At 70.7% G+C, this 18,431-nt stretch carries 13 protein-coding genes; 8 read left to right on the top strand and 5 right to left on the bottom strand.

Going from position 1 to position 18,431, the window contains the following annotated elements; genetic code table 11:
* Window positions 1–80 precede the first annotated feature (80 nt).
* Together AB0J40_RS46120 and AB0J40_RS46115 are read right to left on the bottom strand one after the other, a co-directional pair.
* Complete coding sequence (locus AB0J40_RS46120; RefSeq protein ID WP_364466791.1) at window positions 81–2,789, bottom strand: GH92 family glycosyl hydrolase; 2,709 nt, start codon at window positions 2,787–2,789, stop codon at window positions 81–83.
* Between the two features lie 229 nt (window positions 2,790–3,018).
* Window positions 3,019–3,651 (bottom strand): YigZ family protein, encoded by a 633-nt coding sequence (locus AB0J40_RS46115; protein WP_364466789.1) that lies wholly within the window; start codon window positions 3,649–3,651, stop codon window positions 3,019–3,021.
* Window positions 3,652–4,198: 547 nt separating this feature from the next.
* Here AB0J40_RS46115 and gltB point away from each other — a divergent pair.
* Window positions 4,199–8,770 (top strand): glutamate synthase large subunit, encoded by a 4,572-nt coding sequence (gene gltB, locus AB0J40_RS46110; RefSeq protein WP_364466787.1) that lies wholly within the window; start codon window positions 4,199–4,201, stop codon window positions 8,768–8,770.
* Complete coding sequence (locus tag AB0J40_RS46105; protein WP_364466785.1) at window positions 8,763–10,214, top strand: glutamate synthase subunit beta; 1,452 nt, start codon at window positions 8,763–8,765, stop codon at window positions 10,212–10,214. The genes gltB and AB0J40_RS46105 overlap by 8 nt, the downstream gene beginning before the upstream one ends.
* Window positions 10,215–10,271: 57 nt before the next feature.
* Here the strand turns inward: AB0J40_RS46105 and AB0J40_RS46100 are convergent, their stop codons facing one another.
* Window positions 10,272–11,144, bottom strand: coding sequence for an SDR family oxidoreductase (locus AB0J40_RS46100; protein WP_364466784.1), 873 nt, complete (start codon window positions 11,142–11,144; stop codon window positions 10,272–10,274).
* Between the two features lie 81 nt (window positions 11,145–11,225).
* On the opposite strand from AB0J40_RS46100, the gene AB0J40_RS46095 reads away from it, so the two are divergent.
* The gene (locus AB0J40_RS46095; protein ID WP_364466782.1) at window positions 11,226–11,798 is read left to right on the top strand and encodes a TetR/AcrR family transcriptional regulator; all 573 of its coding nucleotides are present in this window, start codon (window positions 11,226–11,228) and stop codon (window positions 11,796–11,798) included.
* Here AB0J40_RS46095 and AB0J40_RS46090 read toward each other — a convergent pair.
* The gene (locus AB0J40_RS46090; RefSeq protein WP_364466780.1) at window positions 11,795–12,781 is read right to left on the bottom strand and encodes a helix-turn-helix domain-containing protein; all 987 of its coding nucleotides are present in this window, start codon (window positions 12,779–12,781) and stop codon (window positions 11,795–11,797) included. The two genes, AB0J40_RS46095 and AB0J40_RS46090, sit on opposite strands and share 4 nt — an antisense overlap.
* Window positions 12,782–13,040: 259 nt before the next feature.
* Here AB0J40_RS46090 and AB0J40_RS46085 point away from each other — a divergent pair, with 259 nt between their 5' ends.
* On the top strand, window positions 13,041–13,673 hold the full coding sequence (locus tag AB0J40_RS46085; protein WP_364466778.1) for an RICIN domain-containing protein: 633 nt from the start codon (window positions 13,041–13,043) through the stop codon (window positions 13,671–13,673).
* Between the two features lie 282 nt (window positions 13,674–13,955).
* Window positions 13,956–15,293, top strand: a complete 1,338-nt coding sequence (locus AB0J40_RS46080; protein WP_364466798.1) for a Dyp-type peroxidase — start codon at window positions 13,956–13,958, stop codon at window positions 15,291–15,293.
* Window positions 15,294–15,666: 373 nt separating this feature from the next.
* On the opposite strand, the gene AB0J40_RS46075 is transcribed toward AB0J40_RS46080, so the two are convergent.
* Window positions 15,667–16,563: an ROK family protein gene (locus tag AB0J40_RS46075; RefSeq protein WP_364466796.1), complete on the bottom strand. Its 897-nt coding sequence runs from the start codon at window positions 16,561–16,563 to the stop codon at window positions 15,667–15,669.
* 195 nt (window positions 16,564–16,758) lie between these two features.
* Between AB0J40_RS46075 and AB0J40_RS46070 the strand changes: the two genes are divergently transcribed.
* The 3 genes from AB0J40_RS46070 to AB0J40_RS46060 are packed head-to-tail and all read left to right on the top strand — an operon-like array spanning window position 16,759 to window position 18,430.
* Window positions 16,759–16,968 (top strand): CbtB-domain containing protein, encoded by a 210-nt coding sequence (locus AB0J40_RS46070; RefSeq protein WP_290052629.1) that lies wholly within the window; start codon window positions 16,759–16,761, stop codon window positions 16,966–16,968.
* Window positions 16,969–16,986: 18 nt separating this feature from the next.
* The gene (locus AB0J40_RS46065) at window positions 16,987–17,739 is read left to right on the top strand and encodes a CbtA family protein (protein WP_364466776.1); all 753 of its coding nucleotides are present in this window, start codon (window positions 16,987–16,989) and stop codon (window positions 17,737–17,739) included.
* 55 nt (window positions 17,740–17,794) lie between these two features.
* Window positions 17,795–18,430: a DUF4190 domain-containing protein gene (locus tag AB0J40_RS46060; protein ID WP_364466774.1), complete on the top strand. Its 636-nt coding sequence runs from the start codon at window positions 17,795–17,797 to the stop codon at window positions 18,428–18,430.
* Window position 18,431: the final 1 nt, after the last annotated feature.

Genomic DNA, 18,431 nt, shown 5'->3' with positions numbered 1-18,431 from the left:
CGGCCCGTGGTTTTGTGGGCGTTGTGGTGTGGCGCTCCGCCGCCCCTCAGCCCCCCCACCCCCCCCCCACGACCGGTGGGTCAGCGGTAGACCTCGAACTCGTAGATCCGCGCCGCGCCGTCACCGTTGTTGGTCGGCGTGGTGAGGTTCAGCTTCACGTACCGCGCCGACCTCGTCGTGATCGGGTGGTACGTGCGGCTGGCCCGCGACCCGCTCACGGACGCGACCGTCGTCCACGTGCTGCCGTCGGTCGACGTCTGGATCGTGAACGCGCCGGTGTTCCAGCCCGTCGTCTCGCCGCCGAGGCCGGCGTGCTTGACCACGAACGACGACACGTTCTGCGCCGACCCCAGGTCGACCTGGAGGTACTTGGTCGCCGCGGTGCTGCAGAACTTGCTGTTGTTCGCCAGGCTGCCGTCGACGGCCTTGGCGGGCGTCTCGGCGGAGTTGCAGGTGGCCGAGCCTGTGGCCGCCTTGCCCTGGGCCAGGTTCGTGCCCAGGTCCGGCGCGGCCGGCGGCGGCGTGAACCCGTCGTTGTACGACGGCGGGACGTCCGTGGTGCTCGTGCCCCACGCGCTCGCCGACGACCCCATCGTGTAGTTCAGCGTCGACGCGCCCGCGATGTCGCCGTAGCGGATCCACGACCTGGTCGTCGCGGTCCCGTTGACGCTCAGGTTCTGGACGTACTGCGAGCCCTGGCCCGCACCGGTTCCGGTGATCTGGATCGTGCCGCTCGGCCGGACGATCGAGGCCGCCGGGAACAGCGGGCCGTGCAGGGCCAGGACGTCCGCACCGGGCGTCGCCGGGTACATCCCCAGCGCGGCGAAGACGTACCACGCCGAGGTGGCGCCGAGGTCGTCGTTCCCCGGCAGGCCGCCCGGGCCGGTGGTGAACGACTCGTTCATCACGCGCCGCACCGCGGAGCTCGCGCCCTGCGGGTGCGCGGCGTAGTTGTACGCCCACGGCACGCCGTGCTCGGGCTCGTTGCCGATGTAGAAGTACGGCTGGGTGAGGCCGCCGTTGAGCTGCGTGAAGTGGTGGTCCAGCCGCTGGACGGCGGTCTGGCGGCCGCCCATCAGGTTGATCAGGCCCTGGTAGTTGTAGGGCACCATCCACGTGTACTGCGAGGGGTTGCCCTCGGTGTAGCCGCTGTTGCTCGACGGCACGACCGGCCACGCCCAGTTCCCGTCGCTGCCGCGCGGCTGGATGTAGCCCGAGTCGGTGCCGAAGACGTTCTGCCACCACTGGGCGCGCTGCATGTAGGTCGCGTACTTCGTCGTGTCGCCCACGGCTTTCGCGAACTGCGCCACCGCGAAGTCCGACGCCGAGTACTCGAGCGAGTCGGACGGGTCTTCGTAGATGTAGTGCCGGCTGAGGTAGCCGCTTTCCCGGCCGCGGATCGCCTGGCCCTGCGTGGTGCCGCCGTTGGAACTCTTGTCCATCAACGTCAGTGCCGCCGCGGTGTCGAAGCCGCGGACCCCGAAGGCGTACATGCTGCCGACGATGATCGGCCCGGGGTCACCGGTCATCACGAAGTGCTCGTTGCTGTTGTGCGACCACTTGGGCAGCAGCCCGCCCTGCTGGCCGTCGAGCACCATCGACTTCGCGATGTCGCTCGCCTCGGCGGGCGCGACCAAGCCGATCAGCGCGGCCCACGACCGGTAGATGTCCCAGCCGGAGTAGTTCTGGTAGACGGTGTGCGACGCCGTGTGCACCGCTTGGTCGAACCCGCGGTACTGGCCGCCCACGTCACTGGCGATGTTCGGGTTCTGGAAGACGTGGTACAGCGCCGTGTAGAACTTCTGCAGGTCCGCCGTCGCGCCCCCGGTCACCTGGATCCGGTTGAGGACGCCGTTCCAGCTCGTGTCGGCCGCGCCGCGGATCCCGGCGAAGTCGAAGCCGGGGTTTTCGGCGGCGAGGTTCGCCTGCGCGTTGGCCAGGCTGACGAACGAGATGCCGACCTTCGCCTGCACTTCTGCGTTGCTGGAGGTGTCGAAGGTGACGTAGCCGCCGGAGTTCGTGCCGCTGGTGCTCGACGACCCGGCGCTCACCGTGCCGCCGAGCCACGTGCCGAAGCCGCTGGGCGCGCGGTCGAACTGGATCACGTAGAAGATCTGGTAGGTCTTCGAAGAACCGCAGAAACCGCCGCCGGTCACCGAACCGGTGAGCTGGCTGCCGTTGATGGCGATCGACCCGGTGCGGTTGCCGGTGGCGCTGCGGCTGGTGTTGACGAGCAGCCGCGCGGACGTCGTGTTGGGGTAGGTCAGCTTCATGAAGCCGGACCGCTTGGTCGCCGACAGCTCGACGGTCGTGTTGTAGTTGTCCAGCTTGTTCTTGTAGTAGCCGGGCGCGGCCGACTCGTTGGCTTTCGTGTAGCGGCCCGCGTACCCGGTCCAGCCGGTGCCCGGCGAAGTCCCGATCGCGCCGGTGATCGGCAGCAGGCCGAGGTCTTCGTTGTTGGCGCAGCCGGCGCCGTTGAAGTGGGTGAGGCTGAACTCTTCGATGCTGGTGTCGCTGTAGCGGTACCCGGACGGCGACGCGGTCGGGGTGTCCGGACTGAACTGCACCATCCCGAACGGCACGACGGCACCGGGGTACGTGCTGCCGCCGGCCCCGCCGGGAACGGGGTTCGGCGAGTTGCTGTTGTCGGTGCCGATGAAGGGATTCACGTACTGCGTAAGGGCGAGCGTGTCGGCCGTGGCGGCCGGCGCGACGAGCCCCGTTCCCCCGGCGACGACGGCGGCCGCGAGCACGGCCGCGCGCAGCCGGCCGGCGAATAATCCGGACATGAACCTTTCCTCTCCTTGTCGCACACGCTTTCCGCTGGGCGACAACGTTGTCGGGCGGGCGAAGCAGGTGGTGACAACGTTGTCAGCGTGGTGCACGCTTCGCTGACGACGTTCTGGTGATCGAGGTGGTGCCGGAACTGGAGTGGCACGACATGGTGCCACGACGGGACCCTCGGGTGGAAGCACCGAAAGTTCGTTGCGCGTCAAGCGGTTTGGCGGACCGGACCACTCAGCCGCGGTGGACCACCCAGTGGTCCCCGAGCTCGGTCGTCGACGCTTCGCCGTTCGTCAGCTCCGCCAGCCACCCCTCGAAAGCCGGCCCCTCCCCCGGCGCCAGCCCGATCTCGAAGCGGGCGAGATCGTCGAAGCGGGTCGCGTGCACCAAGTACGGCGACGCGCGCAGGTCGTTCTCCAGCCGGCCCGCGCGGTCGTAACCCACCGCCACCTCGACGAGGGTGAGACGCCGGTGTTCTAGTACACCAACCACTTCCAGTGCGTCCGAAACGGACTGACCGTACGCGCGGATCAACCCGCCCGCCCCGAGCAGCACTCCGCCGAAGTAGCGCGAGACGACCGCGACCGTGTCGGTCAGCTCACGCCGCCGCAGCACCTCCAGCATCGGCGCGCCCGCGGTGCCGGCCGGCTCACCGTCGTCACTGGACCGCCGGGTTCGCCCGTCAGCGCCCAAAACGAACGCGTGACAGTGGTGCCGCGCCCCCGGATCGGCCCGGCGGCGGGCCGCGATGAACTCGCGCGCGGCCTCCTCCGAGGTCACCGGAGCGACCGCGCAGAGGAACCGGGAGCGCTTGATCTCGAGCTCGCGGACCCCGGAACGAGCCACGGAGAGATAACGATCAGTCATCGGACGGGTCCGCCATGCAGCCAGCTTCTCACCCTCCGGCGGTGGCGCGACACCCGCCCCGGGCCACTTGGGACAGACGTTTCCGCAGGTCAGAGCCAACATTGACCGGTCTACGGGAGAAACAGCCCGGCATATGGGACTACCCTGGGCCTCGTCAACGCAACCGTGGCATTTCCCACCCGGGCGCAACGACGTATGTCGATAACAGCGAATTCACACTATCGTCATAAGACCCGGCGAACCCGGGAGTAACACCGCGCGCTCCGACTGGCCCCCACCACAGTGGCCGGTCTGTGCGCGCACGCAGCACCCGACATGTTCGGCTGCCCAGTGTTGTGCGGCCTCCCAGATGACCGCGTCCGGTTTCCGAGCATCGACGCTCGGCCGGTACCTCGCGGCGTCTTGCACTGTGACACCACCAACGCCGACAACAGCAACTGTTCTCGACTGACCATCGCGGTCCCGGACCACTTCGTTAACCGGTTCAGCTCGAACCACTCGATGAGGTGAGTACCGGTCGCGCCGACGCCTTGGGAGGCGGCCAGCCGTGACCCACCGTGCCCGTTCCCTGCCCCCGGCGGGGCAGCAGCTCAGCAACGCCGAGGCCGAGGGCCTCTACCGGAGCGACTACGAACACGACGCCTGTGGTGTCGCCTTCGTCGCCGACCTGACCGGCCGCCGAGATCATTCGATCGTCGCCAAGGCCCTGGTCGCGTTGCGCAACCTGGAACATCGCGGGGCGCGGGGCGCCGAACCGGACACCGGCGACGGCGCCGGCCTGCTGATCCAGATCCCGGACGAGTTCTACCGCGAGGTCGTGGACTTCGAGCTCCCCGAGCCGGGCACCTACGCCGTCGGCACGGCTTTCCTGCCGCAGGACGAAAAGCGCCGCGGCCGGGCCATGACGACCATCGAGCGCATCGCCGCCGAGGAGGACATGCGCGTCCTCGGCTGGCGCGAGCTGCCGGTGCACACCGAGCACTGCGGGCCGACCGCGGCCGAGACCATGCCGCACTTCACGCAGCTGTTCCTCACCGCGCGCCGCCCGAAGCCGGAGCACTCGGACCCGCTGCACATCGAGCGCAGCGCGTTCTGCGTCCGCAAGCGCGCCGAGCACGAGCTCGCCGAGGACGACGTGTACTTCCCGTCGCTGTCCTCGCGCACGATCGTCTACAAAGGAATGCTCACCGAGCCGCAGGTCGAACGGTTCTTCGCCGACCTCACCGACGAGCGCGTCACCAGCGCCATCGGCCTGGTGCACTCCCGCTTCTCCACCAACACCTTCCCGTCGTGGCCGCTGGCGCACCCGTACCGCTACGTGGCGCACAACGGCGAGATCAACACCCTGCGGGGCAACCGCAACTGGATGGACGCCCGCGAGGCCCTCCTCGAAACCGACCTGATCCCGGGCGACCTCAAGCGCGTCTACCCCGTGATCACGCGCGGCGCGAGCGACTCGGCCTCCTTCGACGAGGTCCTGGAACTGCTGCACCTCGGCGGCCGCTCGCTGCCCCACGCGGTGCTCATGATGATCCCGGAAGCCTGGGAGAACCACCAGGAGATGGACCCGGCGCGACGCGCCTTCTACGAGTTCCACTCGACTTTGATGGAGCCGTGGGACGGCCCCGCGCTCGTCGCGTTCACCGACGGCTCCCAGATCGGCGCGGTGCTCGACCGCAACGGCCTGCGCCCCGGCCGCTACTGGGTGACCGACGACGGTCTCGTCGTGCTCGCCTCCGAGGTCGGCGTGCTCGACATCGACCCGGCGACGATCGTCCGCAAGGGTCGCCTCGAGCCCGGCCGGATGTTCCTCGTGGACACCGCCGAGGGCCGGATCATCGAGGACGAGGAGATCAAGACCGAGCTGGCCACCGCGCACCCGTACGACGAGTGGGTCGAGGCCGGTCTCCTGCACCTGGAGGACCTGCCCGAGCGGGACCGCGAAGTGCCGCTGCACGCCGCGCTCGTGCGCCGCCAGCAGGCGTTCGGCTACACCGAGGAAGAGCTCGAAGCCATCCTCGAGCCGATGGCCCGCACCGGCGCGGAGCCGATCGGCTCGATGGGCAACGACTCGCCGATCGCGACGCTGTCCAGCCGGCCGCGGCTGCTGTTCGACTACTTCATCCAGCTCTTCGCCCAGGTGACGAACCCGCCGCTGGACGCCATCCGCGAGGAGCTCGTCACCGCGCTGGGCACGCAGATCGGCGCCGAGCCGAACCTCCTCGAAGGCGACGCGTCCAGCTGCCGCCGGATCGTGCTGCCGTTCCCGGTGCTCGACAACGACCAGCTCGCCAAGCTGGTGCACGTCAACGACGACGGCGACCTGCCGGAGTTCCAGGCCGTCACCGTGCTCGGCCGCTACAACGTCCACGGCGGCGGCGAGGCGCTGGTCAAGCGGCTCGACGAGATCCGCGCCGAGGTGTCGGAGGCGATCGAGGACGGCGCGCGGCTGATCGTGCTGTCCGACCGCGGGGTCGACGAAGACCACGCGCCCATCCCGTCGCTGCTGCTGACCGGCGCGGTGCACCACCACCTCGTCCGCGAGAAGACGCGCACGCAGGTCGGCCTCATCGTCGAGGCGGGCGACGCGCGCGAGGTGCACCACATCGCGCTGCTCATCGGCTACGGCGTCGCCGCGGTGAACCCGTACCTGGCGATGGCGACCGTCGAGGAGATGGCCCACCAGGGCCTGATCCCCGGTGTCACGCCGAAGGAAGCGACGCAGAACCTGATCAAGGCGCTCGGCAAGGGCGTCCGCAAGACGATGTCCAAGATGGGCGTCTCGACCGTCGCGTCCTACACCGGCGCGCAGATCTTCGAGGCGATCGGGCTCGGCGAAGAGGTCATCGAGACCTGCTTCACCGGCACGACGTCCCGCCTCGGCGGCGTCGGCTTCGAGACCCTCGCCGACGAGGTCGCGAAGCGGCACAAGTACGCGTTCCCGGCCGACGGCTTCCGTGCGGCGCACCGCGAGCTGGAGACCGGCGCGGACTACCAGTGGCGCCGCGAGGGCGAGCCGCACCTGTTCAACCCGCAGACGGTGTTCAAGCTCCAGCACTCCACGCGCTCCGGGAAGTACGAGATCTTCAAGGAGTACACGAAGGCCGTCGACGACCAGGCCGAGAAGCTGTTGACGCTGCGCGGGTTGTTCGACTTCAAGTACGGCAAGCGCGCGCCGGTGCCGATCGAGGAGGTCGAGCCGGTCTCGGAGATCGTCAAGCGGTTCGCCACCGGCGCCATCTCCTACGGCTCGATCTCGATGGAGATGCACCAGACCCTCGCCATCGCGATGAACCGCCTCGGCGGCAAGTCGAACACCGGTGAGGGCGGCGAGGACCCGGAACGGCTGTACGATCCGGAGCGGCGCTCCGCGGTCAAGCAGGTCGCGTCCGGCCGCTTCGGCGTCACGAGCGAGTACCTCGTCAACGCCGACGACATCCAGATCAAGATGGCGCAGGGCGCGAAGCCCGGCGAGGGCGGGCAGCTGCCCGGCGCGAAGGTGTACCCGTGGATCGCGAAGACGCGGTTCTCGACGCCGGGCGTCGGCCTCATTTCGCCGCCACCGCACCACGACATCTACTCGATCGAGGACCTGGCGCAGCTGATCCACGACCTCAAGAACGCCAACCCGAACGCGCGCATCCACGTGAAGCTCGTGTCCGAGGTCGGCGTCGGCACGGTCGCGGCGGGCGTCTCCAAGGCGCACGCCGACGTCGTGCTCATCTCGGGCCACGACGGCGGCACCGGCGCGTCGCCGCTGTCGTCGATCAAGCACGCGGGTGGCCCGTGGGAGCTGGGCCTGGCCGAGACGCAGCAGACCCTACTGGCCAACCGGCTGCGCGACCGGATCGTCGTGCAGACCGACGGCCAGCTCAAGACCGGGCGTGACGTCGTCGTCGCGGCCCTGCTCGGCGCCGAGGAGTTCGGCTTTGCGACCGCGCCGCTGGTGGTGTCGGGCTGCATCATGATGCGCGTCTGCCACCTCGACACGTGCCCGGTGGGCGTCGCGACGCAGAACCCCAAGCTGCGCGAGAAGTTCAGCGGCAAGGCCGAATACGTCGTCAACTTCTTCGAGTTCATCGCCCAGGAAGTCCGGGAGTACCTGGCGGAGCTGGGTTTCCGGTCGATCGCCGAGGCCGTCGGGCACGCCGAGTTCCTCGACAAGCGCAAGGCCATCGAGCACTGGAAGGCGGCCGGGCTCGACCTGTCGCCGATCTTCCACGTGCCCGACATGGCCCCGGCCGGGCTGCGGCTGCAGCAGACGCTGCAGGACCACGGCCTGGAGAAGGCCCTGGACAACACGCTGATCCAGCTCGCCGAAGGCGCGTTGAACTCGGGTGACAAGGTGCGGCTGGAACTGCCGGTCCGCAACGTGAACCGGACCGTCGGCACCATGCTCGGCTCCGAGCTGACCAAGCGGTGGGGCGGCGAAGGCCTGCCCGACGACACCATCGACGTCACCTTCACCGGCACCGCGGGCCAGTCGTTCGGCGCGTTCGTGCCGAAGGGCATCACGCTGCGGCTGTTCGGCGACGGCAACGACTACGTCGGCAAGGGCCTTTCCGGTGGCCGGCTGATCGTGCGGCCGCCTCGCGAAGCGAAGTACGCCGCCGAGGACCACATCATCGCGGGCAACGTGATCGCCTACGGCGCCACGAGCGGCGAGATCTTCATCCGCGGCAAGGTCGGCGAACGGTTCTGCGTGCGCAACTCGGGCGCGCTGGCCGTCGTCGAAGGCGTCGGCGACCACGGCGGCGAGTACATGACCGGCGGCCGGATGGTCGTGCTCGGCCCGATCGGGCGGAACTTCGCGGCCGGCATGTCCGGCGGCATCGCCTACGTGCTCGACCTGCCCGCGCACCGCGTCAACCCGGAGATGGTCGACCTCGACCCGCTCGACTCCGAGGACGCGGACTTCCTGCGCGAGACCCTGGAAAAGCACTACGACGAAACGGAATCCGCCGTCGCGCGGGAACTGCTGGCCGACTGGGACGCGGGCGTCGACCGCTTCGGGAAGGTCATGCCGAAGGACTACAAGCGCGTGCTCGCCGCCCAGGTGCAGGCCGAGCGCGACGGGCGCGACGTGAACGAGGCGATCATGGAGGCCGCACATGGCTGACCCCAAGGGCTTTCTGACCACCACCCGCGAAGAGCCGAAGCGCCGCCCGGTCGACCTGCGGCTGCTGGACTGGCGAGAGGTCTACGAAGACTTCGCCACGACGAAGCTGCAGAAGCAGGCCGGCCGGTGCATGGACTGCGGGATCCCCTTCTGCCACCAGGGCTGCCCGCTCGGGAACCTCATCCCCGAGTGGAACACCCTGACCTGGCGCGAGGACTGGCAGCAGGCGATCGAACGGCTGCACGCGACGAACAACTTCCCGGAGTTCACCGGCACGCTGTGCCCGGCGCCGTGCGAAACCGCGTGCGTGCTCGGCATCAACGACGACCCGGTGACGATCAAGCGCGTCGAGATCTCCATCATCGACCGCGCCTTCGACGAAGGCTGGGTGACACCGCAGCCGCCGGTTGCGAAGACGGGCAAGAAGGTCGCGGTCGTGGGCTCCGGCCCGTCGGGACTCGCCGCGGCGCAGCAGCTCACGCGCGCGGGCCACAGCGTCGTGGTCCTCGAGCGGGCCGACAAGATCGGCGGGCTGCTGCGCTACGGCATCCCCGAGTTCAAGATGGAGAAGTCCCGCCTCGACCGCCGTCTCGCGCAGATGGCGGCCGAGGGCACGGAGTTCCGGACGTCGGTGAACGTCGGCGTCGACATCTCCGCGTCGAAGCTGACTTCGTCGTACGACGCCGTGGTACTGGCCGGTGGCGCGACCGACTGGCGCGACCTGCCGATCCCCGGCCGGGAGCTGGACGGCATCCACCAGGCGATGGAGTTCCTGCCGCCGGCCAACCGGGTGGCTTCCGGGGAGCTCGAGAAGTCGCCCTTCGACGCCGCGGGCCTGGACGTCGTGGTCATCGGCGGCGGTGACACGGGCGCGGACTGCGTCGGGACGTCGCACCGCCAGGGTGCCCGTTCGGTGACGCAGCTGGAGATCATGCCCAAGCCGCCGGAGTCCCGTTCGGACGCGCACCCGTGGCCGACCTACCCGATGATCTACCGGGTGTCCTCGGCGCACGAAGAGGGCGGCGAGCGGCTGTACGCGGTGAACACGCAGGAGTTCCTGGGCGACTCCGACGGGCGCGTCCGGGCGCTGAAGCTGGTCGAGGTGCGCAACGAGGGCGGCAAGTTCGTCCCGGTGCCCGGCACGGAGCGCGAGCTGCCCGCGCAGCTCGTCCTGCTGGCGATGGGCTTTCTCGGGCCGCAGAAGAAGGGCCTGCTCGAGGACCTCGGCGTCGAGCTGGACGCGCGCGGCAACGTCGCCCGCGACAAGGCGTTCAAGACGAGCCTGGACAACGTGTTCGTGGCCGGTGACATGGGCCGCGGCCAGTCCCTGATCGTGTGGGCGATCGCGGAGGGCCGCAGCGCGGCGGCCGGCGTGGACGCCTACCTGACCGGGCGGGACGTCCTGCCCGCCCCGATCGCGCCGACGGACCGGCCGATCGCGTAGAACCCGGCGCCGGCGGGGGTGTCACTGTCGCCACCTCCGCCGGCGCTGTCCCACTTCTCAGCCGTAGTAACCCTTTTCGAGGTCGTCGAGCAGTCCCGGGTGCGTCGGCTGCCAGCCGAGCAGCGCCCGCGTCCTTTCGCTGGACGCGGGCTGGTCGATCGCCAGGAGCGGGCCCAGGAAGCCGAGTTCGCCCGCCTCGACCGACGTCGCCGGCAGGCCGAGGCGGCGGCCGGCCACTTCGGCGACATCGCGGATCGCCACGCCTTCGTCGCCCACCGCGTGCAGCACCGAGCCCGCCGGCGCCTGCTCCAGCGCGAGGCGGAACAGGTGCGCGGCATCGGCGACGTGCACCGCCGGCCAGCGCGGCGAGCCGTCGCCGACGTACGCGGCGATGCCCTTTTCCCGGCCGAGGCCGATCAGCCGTGCGATGAGCCCGTGGGCGTCCCCTTCGCCGTGCACCGACCGCGGCAGCCGTACGACCGACGCGCGAACACCGTGTTCGGCCGTCTTCAGCACCGACCGCGCGACCTCCGCGCGGCCCGCGACCGGCCCGAAGCCGGCCGGATCGTCCTGCTCGGTCGCGGTCTGCCCGGGCACGATCGGCGTTCCCGAGGCGGCGACGAACACCTTGCCGTCGAGCACCTCCCCCAGCGCCTCGACGACCGCCGCGTCGATGCGGATCGCGTCTTCCACCCGGCCGAAGTCGTGACCGAAGGCCAGGTGGACGACGCCCTCGGCTTCGGCGGCGGCCGTTCGCAGGGTGTCGAGGTCCGTGAGGTCCCCGCGGACGACGTCGGCGCCGGTTTTCGCCACCGCCTCGGCCGACGCGTCCGAGCGAGCGAGCCCGGCCACGTCGTGGCCGGCCTCGAGGAGTTCGGGGAGGAGCGATCGGCCGATCCAGCCGGACGCCCCGGTGACGAAGACACGCATGAGAACCTCCCGTGATGACACCTGGTGCCATCAACCGTAGCACGATGACGACACCCGGTGTCATCGCTTAGGCTGGAGGGCATGAGCCGGTGGGAACCGAACGCACGCGAGCGGCTGGTGCGCGCCGCGGTGGAGTCGTTCCTCGAGCGCGGCTACGACGCCGTGACGGTCGCGGAGATCACCGAGCGGGCGGGACTGACGAAGCGGACGTTCTTCCGGCACTTCGGCGACAAGCGCGAGGTCCTGTTCGCGGGCCAGGACGTCCTGAGCGGCCTCCTCGCGGACGCGATCGCCGCGGCACCCGCGTCCGCGACCCCGATCGAGGCGGTCTCGGCGGCCCTGACGGCGGTCGAGACGGCGTTCGACGCGGACCGGCGGGAGTGGGCACAGAAGGTGCGGCAGGTGGTCGCGGGCCAGCCGGACCTCCGCGAGCGCGAGCTGCTCAAGCGCGCGAAACTCCGGGGCGCGATGGCTTCCGCGTTGCGCGCTCGGGGCGTCCCGGACCCGTCGGCGAGCTTGGCCGCGGAGATCGGCGGCCTGGCGTTCACGACGGGCTTCGCGCGGTGGGTGGAGCCGTCAAACGAGCGGGGTTTCGGCGAACTGGCCCGGGAAGCCCTGGCCGAGCTGGTGCAGGCGGCCGCCGCGCTGGGCTAGGTGTCGAGGAGCGCGCTTCCCAGCGGCGTGAGCGAATGCAGGACCGTGTTCCGCTCCCGGTGGGTGGTGATCAGCCCGGCCCGCCGCAGCACCGTCGTGTGCTTGCTGACCGCCGACGGCGTGACGCCCAGCCGCGCCGCCAGCTCCGACGTCGAACAGCCCACCGCCAGTACCGCCAGCGCCGCCGCGCGGGTCGGGCCCAGCAGGTCCGCCAGCGCCCGTTCCGTCGCCTTGTGCGCGCCGCGGCCGAACCCCGCCGGCGGGGCGGCCTGGCGGACGCACGGGTAGTGCAGCCGCGGCGTGCCGCCCGGGGCCGGCTGGACCAGGCCCGCGCACACCGAGAAGTACGTCGGCACCAGCAGCAGGCCCGTGCCCCCCGAGGGGACCGTGCCGGGGATCCGGTCGTCGGTCTCCAGCACGGGCGCGTCCCAGCGGACGAGCGGGCGCAGGCCGGTCAGCACCGCGTCGACGCCGCCGTGGAGCAGCAGCTGCGTGCGCATCCCGAGGTCGGCGTCCACCTGGCCGGACACCGTCTCCCAGCCGGGGGCGATCGCGACCTCGTGGTAGTCGCGCATCGCCTGGACCAGCCGCGGCAGGCCCGCGGTGTCGCCGTCGGCGAGCGCGGCGGCCCACGACGGCAGGTCACGCGCGGCCGGCGCGGTGCGCAATGCCGTCTTCAGGCTCAGCGGATCCGTCTTCAGCACCGCCGCGAGCCCGGATTCCAGCTCGTAGCGGCCCGCCGCGGGCAGCAGGAACGCGGGGAGCGACGCGCCCGGACGGCACAGCCACATCAGCACGGCCGCCGACTCGGGCAGGCTCTGCCACACGCGGTACCGCCAGCGCGTGAACGCCGCCGAAGCCGCGGTGCGGCCGCCGTCGCGGCGCTGCAGGACCTGCAGGCTCGCGGCGAGCTCCCCCATCGGGTCGGCCGCCGCGGCGAGCCCGACGCGGACGAGGTCGGGCAACGTCAGCTCGATGCGCACGCCTCTCCCCCCGCTGTCTGCCCCTCTATCGGCGCCGGTTCCGTTCCGTTACACGCCTGACGTGCGTTTTGGCCCCTCGCGGAAATGACCTCGACGACGGCGGGACCGCACTGAATGATGGTCCGAGAGATCGCTTTCGGGGGTTTGACGGTCTCGACGAGGGGGATTCGCCGGCACGACCACGCGCCGGGTCCACGCGGGCCCGGGGGCCGCTGGCGCCCCTTTCGTCACCACGGGTGAACCGACGAAAAGGGGAAGCATGACGAAGATGAAGCGGCTGATGGTGACGGTCGCCGCGGCGGCGGGCCTGTTCGGCCTGGTCGCCGTTCCGCAGGCCGGTGCGGCGCCCGCCGACGGCAAGGGCACCGCGGTCTCGGCGCTCGCCGGCGGGATCAAGCTGCGGCCGGCGAAGGTCGGTGCCGCGCACCGGTCCACCGCCGGGGTCGCGGGCGCGCAGGTCGCCGAGGCCGACGCCTACCTGATCGAGTCCGCCGCGTTCGGCCGTTGCTGGGACGCCGACCTCGGCACGATCGGCGCCAACGGCACGAAGATGCAGCTGTGGGACTGCAACGAGTACGCCGCGAACCAGGCGTTCTACATCACCCGCATTCCGGAGGGCTACCTGCGCTTCCAGAACGTGCAGAGCGGCCGGTACCTCGACGCCGACCTCGGCACGGCCGGCGCCAACGGCACCAAGGTCCAGCTGTGGGACTACCGGGCGGGCGCCAAGAACCAGTGGTGGGCCGACACCGTGAACCCGGAGGGCTACCTGCGGCTGCAGAGCCCGCAGAACAACCGCTACCTGACCGGCGAGGGTTCGGTCGGCTCCAACGGCACGCGGCTGCAGCTGTGGGACTACATCGCGGGCGGCAAGTCGCAGTGGTGGTACTGACCGTCAGCTGACGAGAACGCGGGTCCCGGTTCCCCGGGGCCCGCGTTTTTGTTGCGCGCTAACCGATTCCGCGTTCAACTTAATCTTTCGTGTGAATGCCGGGGTTTCGGTGGCACGAGGCACTACAGCGAAGGCAACCTGGGTCGCAGGGGGCACGCACCGCACCGGCGAGGGGGATTCGGTGCGGGCGTGCGCCCGTTCAAAACGGGAGGGGAGCCCGCAAGGAGTGTCGATCTGTCCAGCACGTTGTCCTGGACCACCGCGACCGGGGATGCCGAAGTGATGCTCGGCGAACTGCAGCCGAACATCCTCAAGGCCCACGTCCGCGACCACCTTTCCGCGCTGCTGCTGGGATTCGGCGACGCGGCGGAGGCGCGGGCGTTCCTGGTGTCGCTCACCGGGAAGATGAAGTCGGCGAAGGCGCACCTCGAAGAGGTCGGCGCGTTCAAGGACGCCGGCGCGGCGGGCACGCCGTACGTCGGCGTCGGGCTGACAGCGGCGGGTTACGGCGTCCTCGGCGTCTCGGAGTTCCCGGCGGACGAAGCGTTCCGGCGCGGAATGGCGGCACCGGCGACGCGGCGGCGGCTGAACGACCCGCCGCGGTCGACGTTCGATCCGGGCTACCACGGCGAAATCCACGCGGTGGTGCTGATCGGCGACGCGACGGACAAGGCGATGACCGCGCGGCGCAACGAAATCCTCGGCCTGCTGCCGGACTCGGTCACGGTGCTGGCGGAGGAAACGGGCCTCGGCCGCGTGAACGCGCGCGGCGAGGGCATCGAGCACTTCGGGTACGTCGACGGCCGGAGCCAGCCGCTGTTCCTGACCGAGGACGTGGACGCGGAGAAGAACAACACCGACGGCATCAACGTGTGGAACCCGGCGGCGCCGCTGTCGCAGGTGCTGGTGCCGGACACCGCGGCCCCGGATCCGTCGGTCCACTTCGGCAGTTATTTCGTGTTCCGCAAGCTGGAGCAGAACGTCCGGAGGTTCAAGCAGGCGGAGTCGGACCTGGCCGACACGCTCGGGCTGACGGGCGAAGACCGCGAGCGCGCGGGCGCGATGCTGATCGGCCGGTTCGAGGACGGAACACCGCTGACAACGCAGCGCGAAGACGGCGCGGAAAGCCCGGTATCGAACAACTTCACGTACGACAGCGACCGCGCGGCGCTGAAGTGCCCGTTCCAGGCACACATCCGCAAGACGAACCCGCGCGGCTCCGGAGGAGCGGAGGACCCGGCGGCCGAGCGCCTGCACTTGATGGCGCGCCGAGGTGTGACGTACGGCGAGCGCCCGGACGACCCGAACGCGGACGTACCCCCGGCGGCGCGCCCCAGCGGCGGGGTCGGGTTGCTGTTCATGGCGTTCAATTCGGTGCTGGGCAACCAGTTCGAGTTCACCCAGGCACTGTGGGCGGACAACCCGGGCTTCCCGATCGTGGAGGGCGTGACACCGGGACTGGACCCGGTGATCGGCCAGGGTGAGCGCGGGACATCGGAGTACACGGTGGAGTGGGGAGGATCGACCCAACGGACGGCGGAGCCGGTGCCGCAGGCGGTTACTTTGCGGGGCGGGGAGTACTTCTTCATGCCGTCGTTGGCTTTCCTGCGGGGACTTTGAGAGGTAGGCGGGGGCCGGTTGGAGGGAGCCGGGGTTGGGGATGAGGGTGGCGGGATCTTGGCGGGGAGCTTGACCGATTGGCTCGCCGCCGCCTGCCACCCGCGCCCCGGCTACGCCGACCCGGCTGCGTAACCGCCGCCAGTCAGCCGATGCACTCTCGACCACCCCGACCAGCCCGCGGCGCACCGCCCCGCAACCCGGCGCCGCCGACCAGTCCGCTATGCCCGCAGCCATCCCAAACCCCGCACGGCGCACGCCGACCGCCGCCTCACCAAGCGCCGCGCGCCACTCAAACCCCGGCAATGCAGCCCGCCCCGCCGCGCAACCCCGACCACCCGCCAACCGCACCCCGGCGGCCGGCCGTGGCCTTCCGTCATGCCTCCAACAAATCCAGCGCCAGCAACCCCGCCCCCAGCCGCCCGGCCTCGTCGCCCAGCTTGGCGATCCGCAGCTCCGGCATCCGCTGGAACGTCAAGTGCGAAGCCAGCCACTCGCGGACCGGCTCCAGCACGTAATCCGCCGCCGTGAACAATCCTCCGCCCAGCACGATCACCTCCGGGCCCAGCAACGTCAGCAATGTCCGGATTCCGTGCCCCAGGCCGTCCAGTGCGTCCTGGACCACCGCCACCGCCACCTCGTCGCCGTGGCGGGCCAGCTCCACCACCTCGCGCGCCCCGTCGGCCGCGCGGCCCGTTCTCTCCGTGTACCTCCGGGCGATCGCCGCCGCCGAAGAAATCGCCTCCAGGCAGCCCGTCGCTCCGCAGCCGCACTTGCCTTGGTGTCCCACGTCGATGTGGCCGACCTCGCCCGCCTGCCCGTGCGCGCGGTGGATGCGGCCGTCGAGCAGCAGGGCCGCCGCGATGCCCGTGCCCACCGGGATGAACGCCGCGTTCGTCGCGCCCTGGCCCGCGCCCACCCGGAACTCCGCGATGCCGCCCGCCGTCACGTCGTGGCCGAACGCCACCGGCAGCCCCAGCCGTCCCTCCAGCAGCTCGCCGAACGGGACCTCGCGCCAGTCCAGGTTGGCCGAGAAGTGGCAGACGCGGGTCTCCTCGTCGACGATCCCGGGCACCACCACGCCCACCGCCGACGGCCGCCCGGTGCCCGCCTGCTCCGCCAGCGCCGTCACGATCTCGTCGACCTGCGCCGCCAGCGCCGTGCCGTCCGCGCTGCGCGCCGTCTCCGCCCGCAGCGTCGCCTGGGGCTGCAGCTGCTCGTCGAGCAACGCCGCCTTGATCGTCGTCCCGCCCACATCGAGGGCCGCCACCATTCGAGTCACCGCGGCATTGTCACATTGACGCGGCCCAAACGGCGGACCTACGCTCAACCGGCCAGACGAGGAGATTCCGGAACGCGGTGCAAGTCCGCGCGGTCGCGCCACTGTGACCCCCACCAGGGGGAAGCCAGACCCGGATCCTCGTGACCGACCCCGATGAGGCCGCGAAAGCCCGAGGAGGCCACGCTCATGTCCCACACGGCAGCTCCCGCCGTCCCGCTCCCGATCCGCATCCCGATCCGTGAGATCGTGCCGTGGGCGGTGTTCGTGGTGCTCCTCGCCCTGATCGCGCTGTACTTCGTCAGCGCCGAGCAGGGCGCCACCGCGGTGTTCGCGAACTCCTACGTCCACGAGTTCGTGCACGACGGCCGGCACCTGCTGGCCTTCCCCTGTCACTGATCGGCGGCGCGGCCTCCGATGATGAAGACCCTGCTGGTCCGCGGCATGCTCGCGGGCCTGATCGCCGGCGTGCTCGCGTTCGGATTCGCCTACGCCTTCGGCGAGCCGTCGGTCACCACCGCCATCGGCCTCGAAGACTCCGGCGGCCACTCCCATTCCCACGACGCCGGCGCCGCGCCGGCGGAAGAACACGAGGAAGAGCTCGTCCCGAGGGACATCCAGAGCACCGTCGGGCTGCTGACCGGCGTGCTCGTCTACGGCGTCGCGATCGGCGGCCTGCTGTCGCTGGCCTTCGCCTTCGCCCAGGGCCGCCTCGGCAACCTCCGCCCCCGCGTGACAGCGCTGCTGCTCACCGGCGGCGCGTTCGCCGTGGTGTTCCTGGTGCCCTTCCTGAAGTACCCGGCCAACCCGCCGGCGGTCGGCCAGCCCGGCACGATCGGCTCGCGCACCGAGCTCTACTTCGGGTTCGTCGCGGTGTCGCTGCTGGTGGGCATCCTCGCGACGGTGTTCGGCCGCAAGCTGGCCGACCGATTCGGAGCGTGGAACGGCTTCCTGCTGGCGGCGGCGGGCTACCTCGTCGTGATCGGCGTGGTGGCCTGGCTGATGCCGGTGGTCGACGAGGTCCCGGCGGACTTCCCGGCCTCGACGCTGTGGAGCTTCCGCACGGCTTCGGTCGGCACGCAGGTGACGCTCTGGCTGGCGCTCGGCCTGGCGTTCGGCGCCCTCGCGGAGAAGGCGCTGAACAAGAAGACCGCCGTCGCCGCATCGTGATCTCGGGGTCCTAGAGTCTCCCCGGCCGGGTCGGGGGATTCCGGAGGGGACCCCGTTGTTCGACGAAACACGCTCCACGCTGTCCAGCCACGACCAGACGACCGTCCGCGGACCCGTCGAGTCCCCCGGGACCGACGGGTTCGCGATCACTGCGTTCGTCCTGGGGCTGTTGGGCCTGGTCCCGCTAGCCGTCGGCTTCGGGATCCGCGCTTTGGTCCGGATCGGCCGCACCGGCCGGGACGGCACCGGCCTGGCGATCGCCGGACTGGTGCTCGGCGTGCTCTGGACCATCGGTGGCTTGGTGGCGATCACGCCGCAGCAGGCCAAGCACGCGGCGGCGGCCCCCGACTACATCGACACCATGACGATCGGCGACTGCCTGGACTCCGACGCGGACACCGCGCAGGTGATCCGGGTCGCCTGCGACCTGCCGCACGACGAGCAGATCGCCGAGCGGGTCGACGTCGGCGACGGGTACGGGACCTACCCCGGGCTCACCACGCTGCAAGAGCTGGCACAGCCGGTGTGCCGGATCGCGGCGGCCGCGTCCTTCCCCGGGGGCACCATGCCGGCCGGCATCGAGTTCGCCGCGCACGTCCCGCCCGAGTCGTCCTGGAACGCCGGGGCCCGGGAGGCGGTCTGCACCTTGCGGCAGGTCAGCGGGAAGCTCACCGCGTCCGTCCGGCCCTGAC

Source organism: Amycolatopsis sp. NPDC049691, from assembly GCF_040675005.1.
In the GTDB taxonomy this organism is placed as follows: Bacteria; Actinomycetota; Actinomycetes; order Mycobacteriales; family Pseudonocardiaceae; genus Amycolatopsis.
The sequence above is the reverse complement of the archived record's forward strand: the minus strand, read 5'-3'. Positions and strand labels throughout refer to the sequence as shown.